Source organism: Candidatus Rhabdochlamydia sp. T3358, from assembly GCF_901000775.1.
In the GTDB taxonomy this organism is placed as follows: Bacteria; Chlamydiota; Chlamydiia; order Chlamydiales; family Rhabdochlamydiaceae; genus Rhabdochlamydia.
In genome coordinates this window covers 1-16,171 of the sequence record NZ_CAAJGQ010000019.1, presented here as the reverse complement: position 1 = coordinate 16,171, position 16,171 = coordinate 1, and the positions used below count along the sequence as shown (strand labels likewise).

Here is a 16,171-nt window from a genome sequence, read left to right as displayed (position 1 = left end):
GTTGAAAAAAAAAAGACTTCGAGGGAGAATTACAGCCGTAAACTTTAAGCGCCTGTAGTTCAATGGTAGAACAGTAGCCTTCCAAGCTACTTGTGTCAGTTCGATTCTGATCAGGCGCTTTCCTATTTTTAAATTTAAATTTTAACCAAGACTGAAATTCTTTAAAAGAATGCCGTCGTCACACAAGGGACAAAGCTTGGAACAGCAAGAACAATATAAAGAAGTTACTATTAAAACACTTCTAGAAAGCGGCGCTCATTTTGGGCACCAGAGACATCGTTGGAATCCGAAGATGAAGAGATTTATCTTTGAGGAGAGAAATGGGATCTATATCATAGATCTTTCTAAAACGTTGCAACAGATTCGCAATGCGATTCAAGTTGTTATGAATACGGTAAGCAAACGCAAGTCCATCTTGTTTGTAGGCACAAAAAAGCAAGCTAAAGGCCTTGTTCGTGAATGTGCAAAACAGTGCGGAGAGTTTTATGTTTGTGAGCGTTGGCTAGGCGGAACTCTGACCAATTTAACAACTATCCGTCAATCTATTAAGAAACTAGAGCGCATTGAGAAAAAAATTGCACTTAATGCAGATGATCTGACCAAAAAAGAACTTTCCTTATTAACGAAAGACCAGATTAAGCTGGATCGGAATTTTTCCGGAGTTCGTTCTATGAGAAAACCTCCTGGGTTATTAATCGTAGTAGATCCAAGTCGTGAGCATATTGCAGTAGCAGAGGCTAAAAAATTAGGCGTTCCAGTTATGGCTTTAGTAGATACAAACTGTAACCCAGATCCCATTGATTATATTATTGCTTGTAACGACGATGCTTTAAAAAGCATTAAACTCATTTTAGAAGCATTAACACAAGCTATTTTGCAACGCAAACAAGAATTAAAACTCACTACAGCTAAAGAAGACTTAGAAGAAGAAAGTTCTTCTAAAGAAGAGCAAGAAGGAGCTAAGTAATCACTATGAGTAAGATAGCTGCTGAATTGGTAAAACAATTGCGTGATCGTACAGGTGTGAGTATGAGCAAATGCAAAGAGGCGCTTGAGAGTGCCAATGGCGATATGGATAAAGCTATTGAATTCTTGCGTAAAGCGGGCATGACTTCTGCTGTCAAAAAAGAAGGTCGCGATGCAAACGAGGGCTTAATTGGAGTTGATGAAGAAGAAAGCGCGTTAGTTTTGGTTGAGGTAAATGCTGAAACAGATTTTGTTGCGCAAAATGCAAAGTTTAAGCAATTTGTTCAAGAGTTAATACATCAAGCGATTCTACAAAAACCAGCTTCTGTAGCAGAGTTGATGCAGTTATCTTATGTAAAAGACCCTTCGATTACTCTAGACCAATATAGATCTTTAATAGTGCAGAGCTTAGGAGAAAATATCCAAGTAAAACGATTGTTGATTATTCCAAAATCCTCAGATGTTTCCATAGGATTCTATAGCCATATGGGGGGGAAGATTGTCTCCATAGTTGTGCTTACAGGAGGAAAGGGACATGAAAGTCTAGCTCGTGATATTGCTATGCACGTAGCAGCAGAGTCTCCTGAATATTTATCACCTGAAGAAGTACCAGCTGAAGTTAAAGCAAAAGAAGAAGAGATAGCTCGTAGTCAAGTGCAAAACAAGCCTCCTCACATTATTGATAAAATTGTCGAAGGAAAATTGGAAGCATATTATATGGAGATGTGCTTAACTCGTCAAAAGTATGTTAAAGACAACTCCATGACAATAGCTATGTTACTCGATAAAGAGAATAAAGAAGGCAAGCATCCTATGAAGATTCAAGCATTTTATCGCTGGAAAGTAGGAAGCTAATGCATAGGCCCGCTTACAAAAGAGTTCTACTTAAATTATCAGGAGAAGCTCTGATGGGTGGGCAAGCTTTCGGTGTTGAACCGGCAGCATCTTCTCGGATTGCACAAATGATTAAACAAGTTTGTGACCTCAAAGTGCAATTGGGGATCGTGATTGGTGGAGGCAACATATTCCGAGGAGCTCAGGCTAAAGCCTTTAATTTTGAAAGGACCCCAGCTGATCACATTGGAATGTTATCTACTACAATCAACGGACTGGTTCTGCAACAATCTTTAAAGAGTATCGGAATTGATACTCATGTTATGAGTGCTCTTAATACAGATGTTATTGTTGAAAAATATAATTGGAAACAAGCTTTGGCTTATTTAGAGAGTGACGTACCGGTAATTTTTGTTGGAGGAACAGGCAATCCTTATTTTACTACAGATTCTGCAGCTGCTTTGCGCGCTATTGAAATGAAGTCAGAGATTTTGCTTAAAGCAACAAAGGTTGATGGAATTTATGACTGTGATCCTAAAAAAAGCACTAAAGCCAAAAAATTCAATCGATTAACGTATGCAGAAGTTTTGGCAAAGAATTTAAAAGTGATGGATTCTACAGCAATTGCGTTATGTGCTGAAAATAAAATCCCTATTTGCGTATTTGATTTATTTGATCCAACCGCCCTACTAAATATTGTGTGTGGCGAATCTTTAGGTACATTAGTAACAGGAGACAAGTCATGAGTGTAGTTAAGCAGACTGAATCAAAAATGAAAGCCTCATTAGAGCACTTTAAAGATGACTTAAAAAGCCTGCGTTCTAATCGCGCAAATCCTGCTATGTTAGATGGTGTTTTTGTAGAAGCCTATGGTTCAAAAATGCGCATTAAAGAGTTAGCTTCTATTACAACTCCAGAAAGTAGACAAATCCTGATTTCTCCTTTTGATCCACAAATGCTGCAATCTATTGCAAAAGGAATTGAAAAAGATCATTCTTTGAATTTAAGACCTGTTATAGAAGGGGGACAGATTCGAATTAATATTCCCCCCATGGATGGTTCAATGCGTGAAAAGCTTGCTAAGCAGGTTGATACAAAAACTGAAGAGCAGAAAATTGCTATTCGTGGTATTAGACAAAGCGGTAATGAATCTGCTCGAAAACAAAAAGCAGAAGGGTTAATTACCGAAGATCAAATGAAAAAAGATGAAAAAGAAATACAAAAACACACAGATACCTTCTGTAAAGAAATTGAAAACATAGCTAAATCTAAAAAGCAAGAATTGATGACAGTTTAATATTGCAAGAAATAAATGCGGTTAGTACAATAACTGCTTTTCTTGGCCCCATCGTCTAGCCCGGTCTAGGACATCAGGTTTTCATCCTGGTAACAGGGGTTCGAATCCCCTTGGGGTCAACAGTTTTATTTGAGACTTTAGCTCAGCTGGTAGAGCATCTCACTTTTAATGAGAGGGTCGTTGGTTCAAATCCAACAAGTCTCAATTGCTCTTTTTAAGGCAATTTCTAGCATCTTTATTCAAAACATAATAACCTTAAGCTTTGATTGCTTAAGGAAAATAGATATGTACATTTCAACTTTCCCCCCTGAAAGTTTTCTTCCCGCTGTTGAGGTAGTTGCTTGTTTTTGTCATTGGCAAGAACGCTTTCTTTTTCTTTTACGCCAGCCAAATAAGTTGCAAGGAGATACTTGGTGTTTACCTGGAGGCAAGGTAGAACAAGAAGAAACTTTGCACAAAGCAATTTATCGAGAAGTATATGAAGAAGTAGGAATTACGCTCATAAAGGAACATAGCTTTTTTTGGAAAAGCTTATTTGTTCGTGCTCCTCATATGGAATATACACTGCATCTTTTTCATGCAGATCTTAACCAAAAGAATTTTTGTATTAACTTAAATCTAACCGAGCATAGTAAGTACCGTTGGTTATCTTTATCGGAAGCTAAGAAGCTTCCTTTAATTGAAACCGGTCAAGAGCTTATAGCGATGTTTGAAAAAGATTTTAAAAAAGATTGCTGATTTCTCATAGTGGGTTTTTATGCTTAAATTCTTTGCTGCCTTCCTAATTAGTAGTTCTATCGCTTTTTCTTGCCTACAAGAAGAATCTACGGATGCTTCTCTGATTGCAGAATATGTCGAAGAGATCATGATATCTATTGATAAGACGGTAGAAGAAATCATAGCTATCCCTTCTTATAAACAGACATTTGAAAACACCATAAAACCATGTGTTGTTTTAATAGAAGATCTATTTCATGCCTTTATGTTGCTTTATACCTTAAGAGAAGAAAGAGCCCTACAAACGGTGGTCGATTGGGAATTAAAAAAAATCAACAGTTTTCTCAAGACAGAAGTTTTCGATAATCCTAAATTTCAGCAGTCTTTACTTATCTATCTAGCAAATATGTTGGATCAGAATGGGGGACTAAATGCTTATAGAAGGTGCTTAAGCTATCTGCAATTCGAAGATTTAGCAATAAATGCTTGAAAAGATACTCTATTTCGATCGATGCAGGGTAGGAAGCCTATCAAATATTTTCCACTTTTCATTCCATTCGTGCCATTTAGTGGCAAGAGGTTGAATGCATCCTCTCCATAGTCCTCCTGCAATGCAGCACTTGATTGCCTTATTTGTTAGTCGATTTACTAGTGCATTCAAGACAAACCGAGCAGCAGGATGCGATTTATCAATAAGAATTCTGGCGTATCTAGCTGTATTATTTGCTTTTTCTATACAGGCTTCTACAGAGATACGTTCTGGTTCGGGGTCATCGGAAACTAGAAGTTTTACATAAGAACAAAGCTCTACTGAATGCTGCTTTTCTGAGCACCCAGTGCATTTATGAGCGTCTAAGAAGGCTTCTATGGAACTTACAACTGCATTAAATTTCTCTAATTGATCGATATTGGCATAAACAATAGCCAATCCAAAAAGAGAGCGAAAATACAAAGTAGGATGATCTTCTATATCTTGTGAAAGCTGATAACCGACTTCTAGATCACTTAATGCAAGATCATAATTTTGACATAACAGATAACTCTCTGCGCGATTAATATAGGAATCAGCAGAGCCAAGATCGGCAATTTGTGCTGTCTCAAAATCAAGCACCTCTTGAACCGAATGAAAATCAGGGGGATTTTGAGCGTAGCTCAGTTGCCATAGAACCGATAGAAGAAAGATCAAGAAACATTTTGGAGCTTTCATAAAAGAGCTTTACCTCAGATTTTAAGTTTTATTGCAAATATAGGTTAAATATGGGCTTTTCAGAGTTTACAGAAGAATAGCAAGTTTGAAATGTTTCAAACAGGACATTCAAAGACTCTAAAACTACTTTTTCTGTGTTTTTTTCTATAGAGCCTGGAAGAAAACAATTTGCTGTCCAGACGTAAAAAAAATCGGTTTCATTGGTTTTGGTAATGGTGGCTGATGTGCTTAAATTTAAAGAAGCACGAGTAATTCCTAGATTTTTTCTATCCGGAGAAGATAGATTTCTAATGGCATAGATTAAAGTGGGCCCTGTACTAAATCCACTAAGATCAATACCTTGGTTTTTATCTGCAGAGAGGGTTTTTAAGTTTACTGTTCCATATTTTCTCAAATTTTTTTGAACTAGATGGTTTATTTTATCAGATAAAGCTTTATTTACCTCATTGAGGCTTACAAACATTACAAATGTTTTAAATCCCTTTAAAGGAGTGTTTTTAAAAGCATCATATCTATCTTGTAAATCGTATACTCCATAAAGCAGTTTTTTATCCTTTATAGAAAGGTCTTTTTGCTCAGCTTCAATAGAAAGAGTTAGAAGAATAAAAGCAAAAGCAATTTTTCTTAAATAGAGGAACATGCTGTATTTCTTTTAATCCCAAATGAATTTTTCCCTGTAGAGTAGCACTGTAAAATTTTTTAGAGCAACATCAAAGAAATCAACCAGCGTTTATTCCATGCATAAAATTTTATGTATTTTTTTAAAAAATAAATGAATAAGATTATCCGAAAAATACACACAGAGGTTGTTATGTTAAAAAAGAAAATACATTGGGTTTGGAAGATTTTAAATTTTGCTTTTTTCTGTTGTTTAGTGCCTGTTCATGGGCAGGAAGCAATGGACAAAAACTTCGAAATAGCAACCTTTGCTGGAGGATGTTTTTGGCTTGTGCAACATAATTTTAATCAGATTGATGGAGTGGTGTCAACAAAGGTAGGATATACAGGTGGAGATAAATTAGACCCTTGTTATGAAGAGGTTTGCTGTCAAAAAACAGGACATTTTGAAGCGGTACAAGTGGTTTATCATTCACAAAAAATCAGCTATGAGGAACTTTTAGAAGCCTATTGGAAAATGATTGATCCTACAAGAGATGACGGACAGTTTGAAGATTCTGGCCCTCAATACAGACCTGCTATTTTTTATCATAATTTAGATCAAAAAGAGACTGCTGAAAGATCAAAACAAGCACTTATTCAGTCAAAACAATTCCCACAGGTTTTGGTGCAAATTTTGCCAGAAGCCATTTTTTATGTAGCGGAAGATTATCATCAAAATTATCTAGATCGATGTGAGTAGACGTTCTCTTTTTTGATGCATTATGTGCTAAACTAAAAATAATTCATAAAAATATTATATATATTTTTTTAAAGAAAAAGCCATATTCTAACCTAAGGAATTTACAATAGGGTGATGTATGCCAAAAAAGGAAATACGCTGGATTTGGAAAATTTTAAGTTTTGCTTTTTTCTGCTATTTACTTCCTGCTTGTGGACAAGCAACGGATAAGAAGCTTGAAATAGCAACTTTTGCGGGAGGTTGTTTTTGGTGTGTGCAACATGACTTTAATCAAATTGAGGGGGTAGTGTCTACAACGGTAGGCTATACAGGAGGGCATAAATTAGACCCTACCTACGAGCAAGTCTCTTCTGGGTCCACAGGCCATCTAGAAGCTGTGCAAGTGGTTTATAACCCACAAAGAATTAGTTATGAAGAACTTTTAGATGCTTATTGGAAAATGATTGATCCTACAAGAGATGATGGGCAATTCTGTGATTTGGGACCTCAATATAGACCTGTTATTTTTTATTATAATTTAAGCCAAAAACAGGCTGCTGAGAGATCAAAGCAAGCTCTTGTTCAGTCAAAACGATTTCCTCAGGTTTTAGTACAAATTTTGCCAGAAGCCACTTTTTATGCAGCAGAAGAATATCATCAAAATTATTCTAAAACACATTCTATACGCTATAGGTTTTACCGTTATAGATGCGGAAGAGATAAGCAGCTTAAAGTTCTTTGGGGTGCGGCTTAAATTTTACTTCGATAAGGCTACCTGTAATAGAGGATTTAAGGCAGTTAAGAATTGATTGTGCTACTTCTTCTGTAGAAAGTAGAGTAGAAGGATCCTCATCAGGAAATTCTCGATGACGCATAGCTGTAGCTGTTCTTTGTGGAGCAAGCGCATTGATGTAAAGATGGGGGTACTCTTCTGCAAGCCCTTGTGTGAAATTAACGACAGCGGCTTTACAGCTAGCATAAATGGTATAGTCTTTTCTACCGCGAGAGTAGCTAGAAGAGGCTATATTGAGAATATGGCCTTGTGTTTTTATAAGGGCACATTTGCAACAGAAAAGCACACTGGTTAAATTGGCTGCAACAATCTCTTGGATTTCTTGTTCTGAAAGACATATAAAAGGTTTTTTTATAAGAAACCCAATGCTATTAATTAACCCATCTACAGGGCCAAACTTGTTAAAGATATCTGCAAATACTTTTTCTACATCGGTATGGCAACATAAATTAGCAGGATAGTTTTTAGAAGACCGAGATATATCGATTGCTTTTGCACCTTCTTTTTCTAAGCTTTTAATAATTGCCTGTCCGATTCCTCCAGATCCTCCTGTAATAATATAACGTTTATTTTTTAATGTTTTTGTACTAGGCGCTGTATCAGAATACTGTAGACGAAAAATTTGCTCTGCTAGAAATAGGTCCAACTCTGTTGTAATTTTAATATTGTACTCGCTTCCTTCTGTAAAAAAAACTCGATGCTTATTAGCAAGTACAAGAGAGCAGTCATCAGAACTGTTTTTTTGGGTAGCATTTAAATGAGCTTCTAAAATAAGAGCGTAGGAAAAACTCTGTGGAGTTTGTCCACGTAAGTATTGACTGCGAAGAGGAATTGAATGAATTTGCTTTAGATCTATTGTATGAACCAGGGTATCACCAGAGGCAATGCAAGTATCAACAGCTTTATGTAAACGAGCAAGGGAAATATTTTTTTGTAATATTTCTTCACTGACAAACGGTCTGACTGCGTCGTGAATCACAACAATTTCTGTGTGAGAAGGACAAGCCAATAATCCTTTTAAAGAGGACGCCTGGCGGCTTTGTCCTCCTGCAACTACGTAAACCTGATCGTTGAAAGAGGTTTCTTTTTGGGTTTGTTTGATATATTCAGGTGCGCAAACCAAGATAATACGAGAAAAAAGCTGGGTATTTAAGAATTTATCTAAAGTATGTTGATAGATCTTTTTTCCAGATAAGCGATGAAATTGTTTCGGGATTTGACTGCCGAATCTGGTTCCAGATCCAGCCATGAGAAGAATTGCTACAATCATGGTTTAAATATTTAAAGCTATTCCTTGCAGCTGTTTATGTAAGAATTCCGCGCGTTTTCTAGCACTTTCTTGAGGATCTAAAAGGGCTGTATTACAAATATAAGTTAGATGGGCACGTCTACATGTAAATAATAGATCATTGATTGTTTTTTCAGAAACCCCTTTAACCCAGTTGAGTTCTAAACCAAGCTTAATTAAGCTTAAAGCATTTAATGCTTCTTTTTCCTGCAGTTGGTAAGAGTGTAAAAGAAGGCCGTAAGCACGACTTATCTGATCCTTAATTTCTGGATTGCCTTTTTCTTTTAAGTGCGTGCGCAACGTCTTTTCTAAAGCCATAAAATTCATAATGGTCTTATGTAAAGAGTCAAGAATGGTTTCTTCATTTACACCTAATGTATAGACATTACTTAAAATAATAAGATCGCCAATTAATTCTTCTAATGTACCTGACATGCCTATAGCATATATATTTTCTTGTTGGCTTTTAGTAAGTATTTCCTGTAGTTGTCCGCAATGAATAATGGCTGGGAGATGTAAATAAGCGTGTACTCTAAGAGCCGTTCCTGAATATTGAGGATAAGAAGTTAAAAATCCAAATTTATGGGAAAAAGAAAAATCGAGTGTTTTACTTAAATCTGTCTCTATTTGATTGAGTCGATTCCAGACTGTTTCCCATTCTCCTTGATAATCAATACAGCATATATGTAAATGATCCTCTTTATTGATTTGCGCAAAAAATAACCCCATTTCATCAAGAACAAATCCCTGATGAGAATGAGTATTAGCCAGATTTTCCAGACATAAAAAATGTTCAAATAAAAATTCCTTGTCAAGAGCGGAAAGCTGGGTATTTTTTAATGCAATGGATTTAGGCAAATAAGAAGATAGATTATTACATAAGATACTATAGACCCTTTCAAACTCATCATCGAGCATTTTTGCAGGGAAATGATAGCTGGCTAGATTACGACTTAAAGAAAAACAAGTAGCAGGCCAGATTGCATTTATTTGATTTTCCCAAGGAGTATGAGAAAGAAGAGTATTTGGTAAGCTAGATTTTTCCATCAGAGTTTTTTTTCCCAAGTAAGTCATTAATTTGATCACGAAGCCAGGCTGCTTGTTCATAATTTTCTTTTTTCAAAGCATCGTTTAGTGCTTCGTTTAAAGCAACAAGGCGGTTAGAAGAGGGGATTTTAGCTGATTTATTAGGAGACTTTCCTAAGTGCAAGGTTTGATTTTTACGATTTTTGGCTACTTTTAACAGTTGTAAAGGGATTTTTCCCATGGAAGTTAATTCTGCAACTAAGATGTCTGCAAAAACGGCATAACATTCGCTGCATCCTAGAGGGTTTCCCATTTTGATAGACTCTAAGGTAGTGCGACAGTTTCCACAGCACATTCCCGTTTCTGCATGGCTTTCATGGGAAGCTGTCTTGCTTGAATAGCCATGTAGCTTTTGTTCTAAAATAGGACAAGTAGCACACATCTCATTACATGTAACAGAAGTATCAAGTATTTCTTTATAGGTTACAGCAATAGGTTTTTTGCAGTGACTGCATTCAATAGGTCTTTCAGCCATCAAATTAATTCCTTTTTTTAGATTCTAGGTAAGATAGGTAAAGCTAGTCAACTATTGTTTTTGCTGTAGATCCTTGAGGTGTTATAAGTACTAGAAAGAAAGCAACAACCATTAAAGAACTCATAATATATAATGTAGAAATAATCGGTTGAACGGAAACCGTTTTGGAAATCAACCCTGCCCAAGTAGGGCCTAAATTCGCAATACACCAAGCAGAACCCATTAATAAAGCAGAAATAGTACTTGGATGTTCAGATAAGCATTGATTTGCCCATGATACAACTAAAGGATTCATTGTTCCAATCATTCCACCCAAACAGGTAAGAAACATAACTGTTTTCCAAGGAGGAATAGAAGATTGCAATAAGAAGCTATAAAATAAAAACAGCGCACTTATGATTACGGTTAAAAGTACATACTTGCAATTATACCTATCACACAAATATCCCGTAATAATCATACAAACAGCTCCACCTAAGATAAAACAAAAGTGTGCACCTCCTTGACATAGCCAAATATGACATTCTTTTGTTTGCATGAGGTCGGGAAGTAAAAAGACAAAAGCTGCTGATAGTGTTACATTAGCAATTTGGATCAAATATAAAGGCAGTAATAGTCGCTTGTGTTGTAAAAAGAGCTGAAGAGCTTGTTTAATAGAAAAAGGCATCGCTTCCGTTTTTGCATCTAAAGGATAAAAAAGTAAGAGGATCAATAAAATCAGAACAGGAATGTAAAAGATCAAAGCATGGCCATTAAAAAATGCAATTGTTTTTGTAAAAGTGAGTTGAGAAATAGCAAGGCCAATTGCTCCTGAAGAAGAGAATAAAAGAATATAACGTCCTTTATGATGCTCTGATAATTTACTTGCAAAACCAACTGCAGCAGGATGAAAAGAAGAAGAACCAAGCATCATCAAAAGCAGTAGGCAAAAAGAAAAAAATAGATGGTCGGTAAATGTCATCCATAGAATAGATGAAGCAAGTCCAAGTCCTAACATCATGATTACCTTGCGGTGCCCTCGGTCAGATATATATCCAAAACCCAGTTGCAAAGATTCTCCCATAAATCCGCTTATGCCTGCAAGAATACCGGCTTTAGCCAAATCAATATGGAATAATGTTTTATAGATAGGCCAAATGCCCGTAAAGAAATCAAGAATTAAATGGCTACACCATAAGAGGCATAAGCTTCTACACAAAGTTGGTTTGAAGCGGTAATTCATAAGCTGAAGAAAGCCTTGTTTTTTGCAGCATAAAACAGGGTTGTAATATTCCTCTATAGCTAATTCATAATAGACAAAAAATAACTGAATCTATAGGTTTTATTTATTTAAAGATAAGAATTAATAAAACAAAAAATGGGGATTGTCATGAAAAAGCAAAAAATTTTTATTTTAATAGCTAGTTTAGTGACATCTTATGCTTCGCTTGAAGCTGTCTCTTCAAAAGAGATGCTTATTGCAAGACTAGATGCTAAAGGTCAAAGTATCCATATACAAGAACTAGCAAAAAAACAAGAAGAAGAAAGTCAAAAAAAATACGAAGCTGCAAGAGCAGAAAAGCAAAAGATCGCCGCGCAAGAAGAGCGCCAAGCAGATCGATTGAAAAAACAGGAAATGCAAGAGCAAAGAAATTTGATCCATAACCTAGAAACAGGTAAGGATGGCTTTGATTCCATACCCGTTTCCGAGAAAGAAGAATAATTAATAAAAACCCAAATAAGGTGATTTATGAAAAAACAAATGTTGTTTCTTTTAGCAGCTAGCGTAATGGCCATTTATTCTCCTTTATGTGCTGAGTCTATTGCTGAAAAAGCAATTGAAGTGTCCGAGCTATCTATTGATGAAAAAGTATTTGTTGCCAAATTAAGCGATGAAAATCGTAAAACATTTATTCATCTACAAAAAGAACAGAGAGACTCTATCATTACTGCAGTAAAGAATGGGCTAGAGCCTGATAAAGCTGTTCAGCATTTGATGGAACCAATGAGTATCGAAAATTGTGCAGTAGAGCAATTGAAATAAATTCAAAATAGCCTGGTCTTTAAAGTCCAGGCTGTATTGCAAAAGGGTAGCTGAAGAACAGGAAATGAACTGTATTGAAGCCAAAATGACAGAAAATACTAGCTTCAATGGCTTGAGTCCAACGGTAAACCACCCCATAGAAAAGGCTTGCACAAAAAGTAAGCGCTATCGCAGAGAAGTTAGGAGACCATCCAATGTGTAGAAGAGCAAATAAAATGGAGGTAATGATAATACTACAACCAGTGCCTAATGGCTTTAATCCAAATGATTGATCTAATTCTTGTTGGAAAAACCCACGAAAAAATGCTTCTTCTGGAATAGAGACAAAAATTAAGTTCTGAATAGCCCAAATCAAAAAAACAGCAGGTAGCTTAGGGTCAAAGGTAATAGCTTTTAAATAATAAGAAACAGCCGCTAAACTAAAAATCATAAGCACTAATACTGGTGTAACTTTTTTTATCAATCCCCAAAAATTTTCTCTAGATTCAATTAAAGGCACCAGGTAAGCCAGCACAAAAAGACCAATAAAAGGCTTATCAAAATTTAACCAGAGGGTTAATGGATAAGAGTTTTTGCCAATCGTCAGATCAGAAACAATTTTCCAATTAGCAAAGCCTGGTAAAAAATGCATAAATAAAGAGATAGAAATAAAAACAGCACTACCAAACAGTAAAAAACGAATCGAAGGATTAGTGGTTTTTTTCAAAGCGTATTGGCAGACACCTAATAGAATAATAGGAATTAAAGATGCAGTTGTTGCTATATGCGTATATAAAGCCAAAAAATAGGCAATGAATAAAAAAATAGCCCAAAACCATTTCTTACAAACCCACAAACTCATTAAACTTATACCTAGAGTAAAAAAGCATAAGGTAAAAAGTGGGTTCTCTATAAATATCTCATAACTAAAAGAACTAATTTGCATAACCTTGAGCTCCTCTTAAGAGTTCTTTCAAAGCCCACCAGCTGTTAGAAGAGCATCCTTCTGGCTAGTCCTATATTTCTATTAAATATTCTAGGGCTATTAGCAGCATATCTTCTATGAGAGCTTCATTTTATAGAAAGTTTTTTTATTCCCAGTTTCAAAAGAGTTCCATGAATTCTTCTAACCAGTGGGCTCTTTTCTAAGCCGATAAAGCTTAAGAAAAAAATAAATAAGCAGAAAATCTTCTCAGGTAAATAAAATTTATTTGATATGGATTAGGCATTAGCTAAATTGTTTAATTATATTCAAATATGTTAATAACCCCAGTTTTGGGTTTTCTAGCAAGCAGCTTTGCCAGCCCCTCAATCAGACTTAGCCCAGCAATCCCTTAAAGACCCATACTGACCTGCCCCCAAATTTCGCCCATTTTAAAATGGACTAATTATTAGTTTTTAAATTTATTCTTCATAATTTCGATAAATTAGAAATTTCTTTATCAAACACATTAACAAACTTGCTCCCTTAAAAATTCAATAGGTGTTTTATATCCTAAAGCACTGTGAGGACGAAGTTCGTTATAATCAACCCTCCATTCTTCAACAATCTTTTTTGCTTCTGACATATTTTTGAAGGCATTTTGGTTTAAACACTCTTCTCGAAATTTTCCGTTAAAGCTCTCAATGTGCCCATTTTCCATTGGTCTTCCCGGAGGAATATACTCCAGGTTGATTCCTTTCTCATTTGCCCATTTACGAATAGCTTCTGAAGTATACTCAGGCCCGTTAAACTCAACAGCATTAGAAAAAAGACATTACAGATAATCAATTCATTGAAATTTTCTCATAAACTCAACAGCATTAGAAAAAAGACATTACAGATAATCAATTCATTGAAATTTTCTCATATCTTCTGCTAAGATCCCTGCTCATATGCAACCTACATCAAGCTTTTTAACACAAAATGCAAAAGACATCCTAAAGGCTCGTCATCGTCAGGAACGAGATAAGAGGTTATGCGATAGAATCAAATCTATTTTATTATTAGATGATGGATGGTCATATGCACAAGTAGCATATGCATTGCTTCTAGATGAGGATACGATAAGACGTTACTACAAAACCTATCTAGAAGGAGGCAAAGAAGCCTTACTCAACCTAAATTACACAGGAAAAGCCTGTAAACTTAATCAAGAACAGCTAGATCAGCTCAAGACTTATGTAAGCAAAGAGATTCCTAGCTCTGCTGGGCAAGTCGTGAACTTCATAAAAAAACATTTTGCCATTCGGTACACTCTATCAGCAGTGATTTCCTTATTACACCGCTTAAATTTTGAGTATAAAAAACCAAAGTTGATTCCTGGAAAAGCAAATGCTGAAGATCAAGCACTTTTTTTGAAAGAGCTCAAAACCCTAGAAATGGATCTTTGTGAATCAGATGAAATCATCTACATAGATGGCGTTCATCCTCAGCATAATTCTAAACCTTCTTATGGATGGTTTAAAAAAGGAGCAAAGGCATTATTAAAAGCCAATAGCGGTCGCCAGCGAATAAATATTAATGGTGGGCTAAATGCTAATAACCTTGAAGTGACTACCATTGTTGCAGATTATATAAATGCGCAATCTACCATTAGCTTATTTCAGAAATTAGAAGAGCAATATCCCCATGCAGAACGCATTATAGCGATATGTGATAATGCAAGTTATTATAGGTCAAAACTGGTTTCTGAGCATCTCAACAACTCTAGAATAGAAATCAAGTTCTTACCCCCTTATTCTCCAAATCTTAATCTGATTGAACGACTTTGGCGATTCATGAATCGCAAAGTTCGAAATAATCAATATTATGAAAAATTCGTAGAATTCAAGAAAGCAACTCTTAGTTTTTTTGAAAATATTTCCACTTTCAAAGAGGAATTAAAAAGTCTCCTCTCTAAAAAATTTCATATTGTAAATCCTTAATTCTAAATCTCTAGAGTATATTACGCTCAAAGATCTAAATATAGAAACACTACAAAACACCGATTACCAAGCTGTATTGTATCTACTGCATTACATCTATACTAGCGATGAGGATGTTCCTTTAAGCCTTTGTTCTGATGTAAACCGTTTAGCAGATAACTATTCAGAGCCTGATTTAAAAAAGATATGTGATCAAAAAATCTTGAGATCCTCATGAGTTATCCCTCATCTAGGATAGATACTCCTGAATTAATTCGAGGCCAGGATTTTTGCATTACTCAGATAATTGGGTTTTGGTGTGGTAGAAAAATAGTTTGCTATATACGCGCTCATAATATCAATCAATGGGCTCATTCAAAGTATTCCTGTCTTAGGATCGTACATCGTATATATGTTTATATTTTTCCAACTTTTTCTAAGAGAAGATATTTTATAGAGGTTACTCTACCTGATAATCTATCCTTAGCATTGTATATGGCAATAAAGTCCTATAAATTTATTCCATATTTTAGAGGAGTAGAAAGTAAGGTTATAAAAACTCCCATAGTAACTCTATATACTTTTGCATTCGCTTATCTTATACATCTAATTCGAAAAGCAATCGCTAGAAATATACCTGCTCTTAATTTTATTGCTCCTTCTGCTATTGATTACAGTAATGCAAACTATCCTCCACTAAACCACGCTCAAATAAAATCTCTTATTCATGATTTAGCATCTATTCCTACAGAACATTTTCATCAAATATTTATAAAAAATTTGGCTTTTGATTCTTTTATTAATTCCTTGCAAAATTTTATCAATGCCAATCCTTTAGTATTAACGCAACCTGTATTTATCTCTCACATCATTCAAGTGCTTCATAGAATTGAAAAGAATACTCGTTTAACACAAGATCCGAGCCATCCATTTAACATGTTTCTTTCTTCTTTTTCATCTTTGAAACAACAAATTTTAACTAAGATTTTTAACATTGAAGAGCTCGTAATCCCATCAACAGAAGATAGCTCAAACATAAAAAATACGGTATTTTATACAGTAGCCTCTTATTTAATATGGGTTAAGCCCAATGCGAATATCGCTCTATGAACCTATCTTGAATTGAATATTAATTTTTGCTATGATGCATGATCTTTTTATTTTTTAACCAAAGACAGATGACATGAGCAAGCAAGGATTAAATGAAGAACAGTTTAAAATACTCGAACCCCAAATGGAAAAATGGGTAAATCGCAATCATTATGGAAGAAAATTAGCGCC

The 16,171-nt window shown here is 35.3% G+C and carries 20 protein-coding genes and 3 tRNA genes; 15 read left to right on the top strand and 8 right to left on the bottom strand.

What is annotated here, in order from left to right; genetic code table 11:
• The first annotated feature begins 48 nt into the window (after positions 1-48).
• From RHTP_RS06515 to RHTP_RS06475, 9 genes are all read left to right on the top strand, one after another.
• A tRNA-Gly gene (locus tag RHTP_RS06515) sits at positions 49-119 on the top strand.
• A gap of 77 nt (positions 120-196) precedes the next feature.
• On the top strand, positions 197-967 hold the full coding sequence (rpsB, locus tag RHTP_RS06510) for a 30S ribosomal protein S2 (protein WP_138107320.1): 771 nt from the start codon (positions 197-199) through the stop codon (positions 965-967).
• 5 nt (positions 968-972) lie between these two features.
• A complete protein-coding gene (tsf, locus tag RHTP_RS06505; protein WP_138107319.1) occupies positions 973-1,821 on the top strand; it encodes a translation elongation factor Ts in 849 nt (282 codons plus the stop codon).
• Positions 1,821-2,546, top strand: coding sequence for a UMP kinase (gene pyrH / locus RHTP_RS06500; RefSeq protein WP_138107318.1), 726 nt, complete (start codon positions 1,821-1,823; stop codon positions 2,544-2,546). The genes tsf and pyrH overlap by 1 nt, the downstream gene beginning before the upstream one ends.
• Complete coding sequence (frr, locus tag RHTP_RS06495) at positions 2,543-3,097, top strand: ribosome recycling factor (RefSeq protein ID WP_138107317.1); 555 nt, start codon at positions 2,543-2,545, stop codon at positions 3,095-3,097. Before pyrH ends, frr begins: the two co-directional genes overlap by 4 nt.
• 44 nt (positions 3,098-3,141) lie before the next feature.
• A tRNA-Glu gene (locus RHTP_RS06490) sits at positions 3,142-3,216 on the top strand.
• 12 nt (positions 3,217-3,228) lie between these two features.
• A tRNA-Lys gene (locus tag RHTP_RS06485) sits at positions 3,229-3,301 on the top strand.
• Between the two features lie 81 nt (positions 3,302-3,382).
• Positions 3,383-3,835, top strand: a complete 453-nt coding sequence (locus RHTP_RS06480) for an NUDIX hydrolase (RefSeq protein ID WP_171005767.1) — start codon at positions 3,383-3,385, stop codon at positions 3,833-3,835.
• Positions 3,836-3,854: 19 nt separating this feature from the next.
• Positions 3,855-4,304 (top strand): hypothetical protein, encoded by a 450-nt coding sequence (locus RHTP_RS06475; RefSeq protein ID WP_138107315.1) that lies wholly within the window; start codon positions 3,855-3,857, stop codon positions 4,302-4,304.
• Between the two features lie 9 nt (positions 4,305-4,313).
• Here RHTP_RS06475 and RHTP_RS06470 read toward each other — a convergent pair whose 3' ends face one another.
• Positions 4,314-5,021: a tetratricopeptide repeat protein gene (locus RHTP_RS06470; protein WP_138107314.1), complete on the bottom strand. Its 708-nt coding sequence runs from the start codon at positions 5,019-5,021 to the stop codon at positions 4,314-4,316.
• Between the two features lie 28 nt (positions 5,022-5,049).
• Positions 5,050-5,661, bottom strand: coding sequence for a hypothetical protein (locus RHTP_RS06465; RefSeq protein WP_138107313.1), 612 nt, complete (start codon positions 5,659-5,661; stop codon positions 5,050-5,052).
• Positions 5,662-5,832: 171 nt separating this feature from the next.
• Here RHTP_RS06465 and msrA (RHTP_RS06460) point away from each other — a divergent pair, with 171 nt between their 5' ends.
• On the top strand, positions 5,833-6,381 hold the full coding sequence (msrA, locus tag RHTP_RS06460) for a peptide-methionine (S)-S-oxide reductase MsrA (RefSeq protein ID WP_171005766.1): 549 nt from the start codon (positions 5,833-5,835) through the stop codon (positions 6,379-6,381).
• A 118-nt stretch (positions 6,382-6,499) separates the two neighbouring features.
• Complete coding sequence (msrA, locus tag RHTP_RS06455) at positions 6,500-7,114, top strand: peptide-methionine (S)-S-oxide reductase MsrA (RefSeq protein WP_138107311.1); 615 nt, start codon at positions 6,500-6,502, stop codon at positions 7,112-7,114.
• Here msrA (RHTP_RS06455) and RHTP_RS06450 read toward each other — a convergent pair.
• Genes RHTP_RS06450 through RHTP_RS06435 form a run of 4 tightly spaced genes read right to left on the bottom strand, consistent with a single transcriptional unit; the run spans position 7,089 to position 11,224 of the window.
• Complete coding sequence (locus RHTP_RS06450) at positions 7,089-8,423, bottom strand: bifunctional cytidylyltransferase/SDR family oxidoreductase (protein WP_138107310.1); 1,335 nt, start codon at positions 8,421-8,423, stop codon at positions 7,089-7,091. The two genes, msrA (RHTP_RS06455) and RHTP_RS06450, sit on opposite strands and share 26 nt — an antisense overlap.
• A gap of 3 nt (positions 8,424-8,426) precedes the next feature.
• Entirely contained in the window at positions 8,427-9,548 is a 1,122-nt protein-coding gene (locus RHTP_RS06445; RefSeq protein ID WP_138107309.1) for a protein arginine kinase, read from the bottom strand.
• Complete coding sequence (locus RHTP_RS06440) at positions 9,475-10,002, bottom strand: UvrB/UvrC motif-containing protein (RefSeq protein WP_138107308.1); 528 nt, start codon at positions 10,000-10,002, stop codon at positions 9,475-9,477. Before RHTP_RS06440 ends, RHTP_RS06445 begins: the two co-directional genes overlap by 74 nt.
• Positions 10,003-10,045: 43 nt before the next feature.
• A complete protein-coding gene (locus tag RHTP_RS06435) occupies positions 10,046-11,224 on the bottom strand; it encodes an MFS transporter (protein ID WP_138107307.1) in 1,179 nt (392 codons plus the stop codon).
• 147 nt (positions 11,225-11,371) lie between these two features.
• On the opposite strand from RHTP_RS06435, the gene RHTP_RS06430 reads away from it, so the two are divergent.
• Positions 11,372-11,704: a hypothetical protein gene (locus tag RHTP_RS06430; protein ID WP_138107306.1), complete on the top strand. Its 333-nt coding sequence runs from the start codon at positions 11,372-11,374 to the stop codon at positions 11,702-11,704.
• 27 nt (positions 11,705-11,731) lie between these two features.
• A complete protein-coding gene (locus tag RHTP_RS06425; RefSeq protein WP_138107305.1) occupies positions 11,732-12,025 on the top strand; it encodes a hypothetical protein in 294 nt (97 codons plus the stop codon).
• Positions 12,026-12,044: 19 nt separating this feature from the next.
• Here RHTP_RS06425 and RHTP_RS06420 read toward each other — a convergent pair whose 3' ends face one another.
• The gene (locus tag RHTP_RS06420; protein WP_138107304.1) at positions 12,045-12,950 is read right to left on the bottom strand and encodes a CPBP family intramembrane glutamic endopeptidase; all 906 of its coding nucleotides are present in this window, start codon (positions 12,948-12,950) and stop codon (positions 12,045-12,047) included.
• A gap of 505 nt (positions 12,951-13,455) precedes the next feature.
• Positions 13,456-13,674, bottom strand: a complete 219-nt coding sequence (locus RHTP_RS06415) for an integrase core domain-containing protein (RefSeq protein ID WP_256360136.1) — start codon at positions 13,672-13,674, stop codon at positions 13,456-13,458.
• A gap of 205 nt (positions 13,675-13,879) precedes the next feature.
• Between RHTP_RS06415 and RHTP_RS06410 the strand changes: the two genes are divergently transcribed.
• Both RHTP_RS06410 and RHTP_RS06400 read left to right on the top strand, forming a co-directional pair.
• Entirely contained in the window at positions 13,880-14,911 is a 1,032-nt protein-coding gene (locus RHTP_RS06410) for an IS630 family transposase (RefSeq protein WP_138107302.1), read from the top strand.
• A 213-nt stretch (positions 14,912-15,124) separates the two neighbouring features.
• Complete coding sequence (locus tag RHTP_RS06400) at positions 15,125-16,000, top strand: hypothetical protein (protein ID WP_138107301.1); 876 nt, start codon at positions 15,125-15,127, stop codon at positions 15,998-16,000.
• Positions 16,001-16,171 lie beyond the last annotated feature (171 nt).

Excerpts from the sequence above, each read along its gene's own strand:
- RHTP_RS06465 (WP_138107313.1), bottom strand. The coding sequence starts at position 5,661 with ATGTTCCTCTATTTAAGAAAAATTGCTTTTGCTTTTATTCTTCTAACT.
- RHTP_RS06440 (WP_138107308.1), bottom strand. The coding sequence starts at position 10,002 with ATGGCTGAAAGACCTATTGAATGCAGTCACTGCAAAAAACCTATTGCT.
- msrA (WP_171005766.1), top strand. The coding sequence starts at position 5,833 with ATGTTAAAAAAGAAAATACATTGGGTTTGGAAGATTTTAAATTTTGCT.
- pyrH (WP_138107318.1), top strand. The coding sequence starts at position 1,821 with ATGCATAGGCCCGCTTACAAAAGAGTTCTACTTAAATTATCAGGAGAA.
- frr (WP_138107317.1), top strand. The coding sequence starts at position 2,543 with ATGAGTGTAGTTAAGCAGACTGAATCAAAAATGAAAGCCTCATTAGAG.
- RHTP_RS06450 (WP_138107310.1), bottom strand. The coding sequence starts at position 8,423 with ATGATTGTAGCAATTCTTCTCATGGCTGGATCTGGAACCAGATTCGGC.
- tsf (WP_138107319.1), top strand. The coding sequence starts at position 973 with ATGAGTAAGATAGCTGCTGAATTGGTAAAACAATTGCGTGATCGTACA.
- RHTP_RS06425 (WP_138107305.1), top strand. The coding sequence starts at position 11,732 with ATGAAAAAACAAATGTTGTTTCTTTTAGCAGCTAGCGTAATGGCCATT.
- RHTP_RS06400 (WP_138107301.1), top strand. The coding sequence starts at position 15,125 with ATGAGTTATCCCTCATCTAGGATAGATACTCCTGAATTAATTCGAGGC.
- RHTP_RS06470 (WP_138107314.1), bottom strand. The coding sequence starts at position 5,021 with ATGAAAGCTCCAAAATGTTTCTTGATCTTTCTTCTATCGGTTCTATGG.
- RHTP_RS06475 (WP_138107315.1), top strand. The coding sequence starts at position 3,855 with ATGCTTAAATTCTTTGCTGCCTTCCTAATTAGTAGTTCTATCGCTTTT.
- RHTP_RS06430 (WP_138107306.1), top strand. The coding sequence starts at position 11,372 with ATGAAAAAGCAAAAAATTTTTATTTTAATAGCTAGTTTAGTGACATCT.
- RHTP_RS06480 (WP_171005767.1), top strand. The coding sequence starts at position 3,383 with ATGTACATTTCAACTTTCCCCCCTGAAAGTTTTCTTCCCGCTGTTGAG.
- RHTP_RS06445 (WP_138107309.1), bottom strand. The coding sequence starts at position 9,548 with ATGAACAAGCAGCCTGGCTTCGTGATCAAATTAATGACTTACTTGGGA.
- RHTP_RS06435 (WP_138107307.1), bottom strand. The coding sequence starts at position 11,224 with ATGAATTACCGCTTCAAACCAACTTTGTGTAGAAGCTTATGCCTCTTA.
- msrA (WP_138107311.1), top strand. The coding sequence starts at position 6,500 with ATGCCAAAAAAGGAAATACGCTGGATTTGGAAAATTTTAAGTTTTGCT.
- RHTP_RS06410 (WP_138107302.1), top strand. The coding sequence starts at position 13,880 with ATGCAACCTACATCAAGCTTTTTAACACAAAATGCAAAAGACATCCTA.
- RHTP_RS06420 (WP_138107304.1), bottom strand. The coding sequence starts at position 12,950 with ATGCAAATTAGTTCTTTTAGTTATGAGATATTTATAGAGAACCCACTT.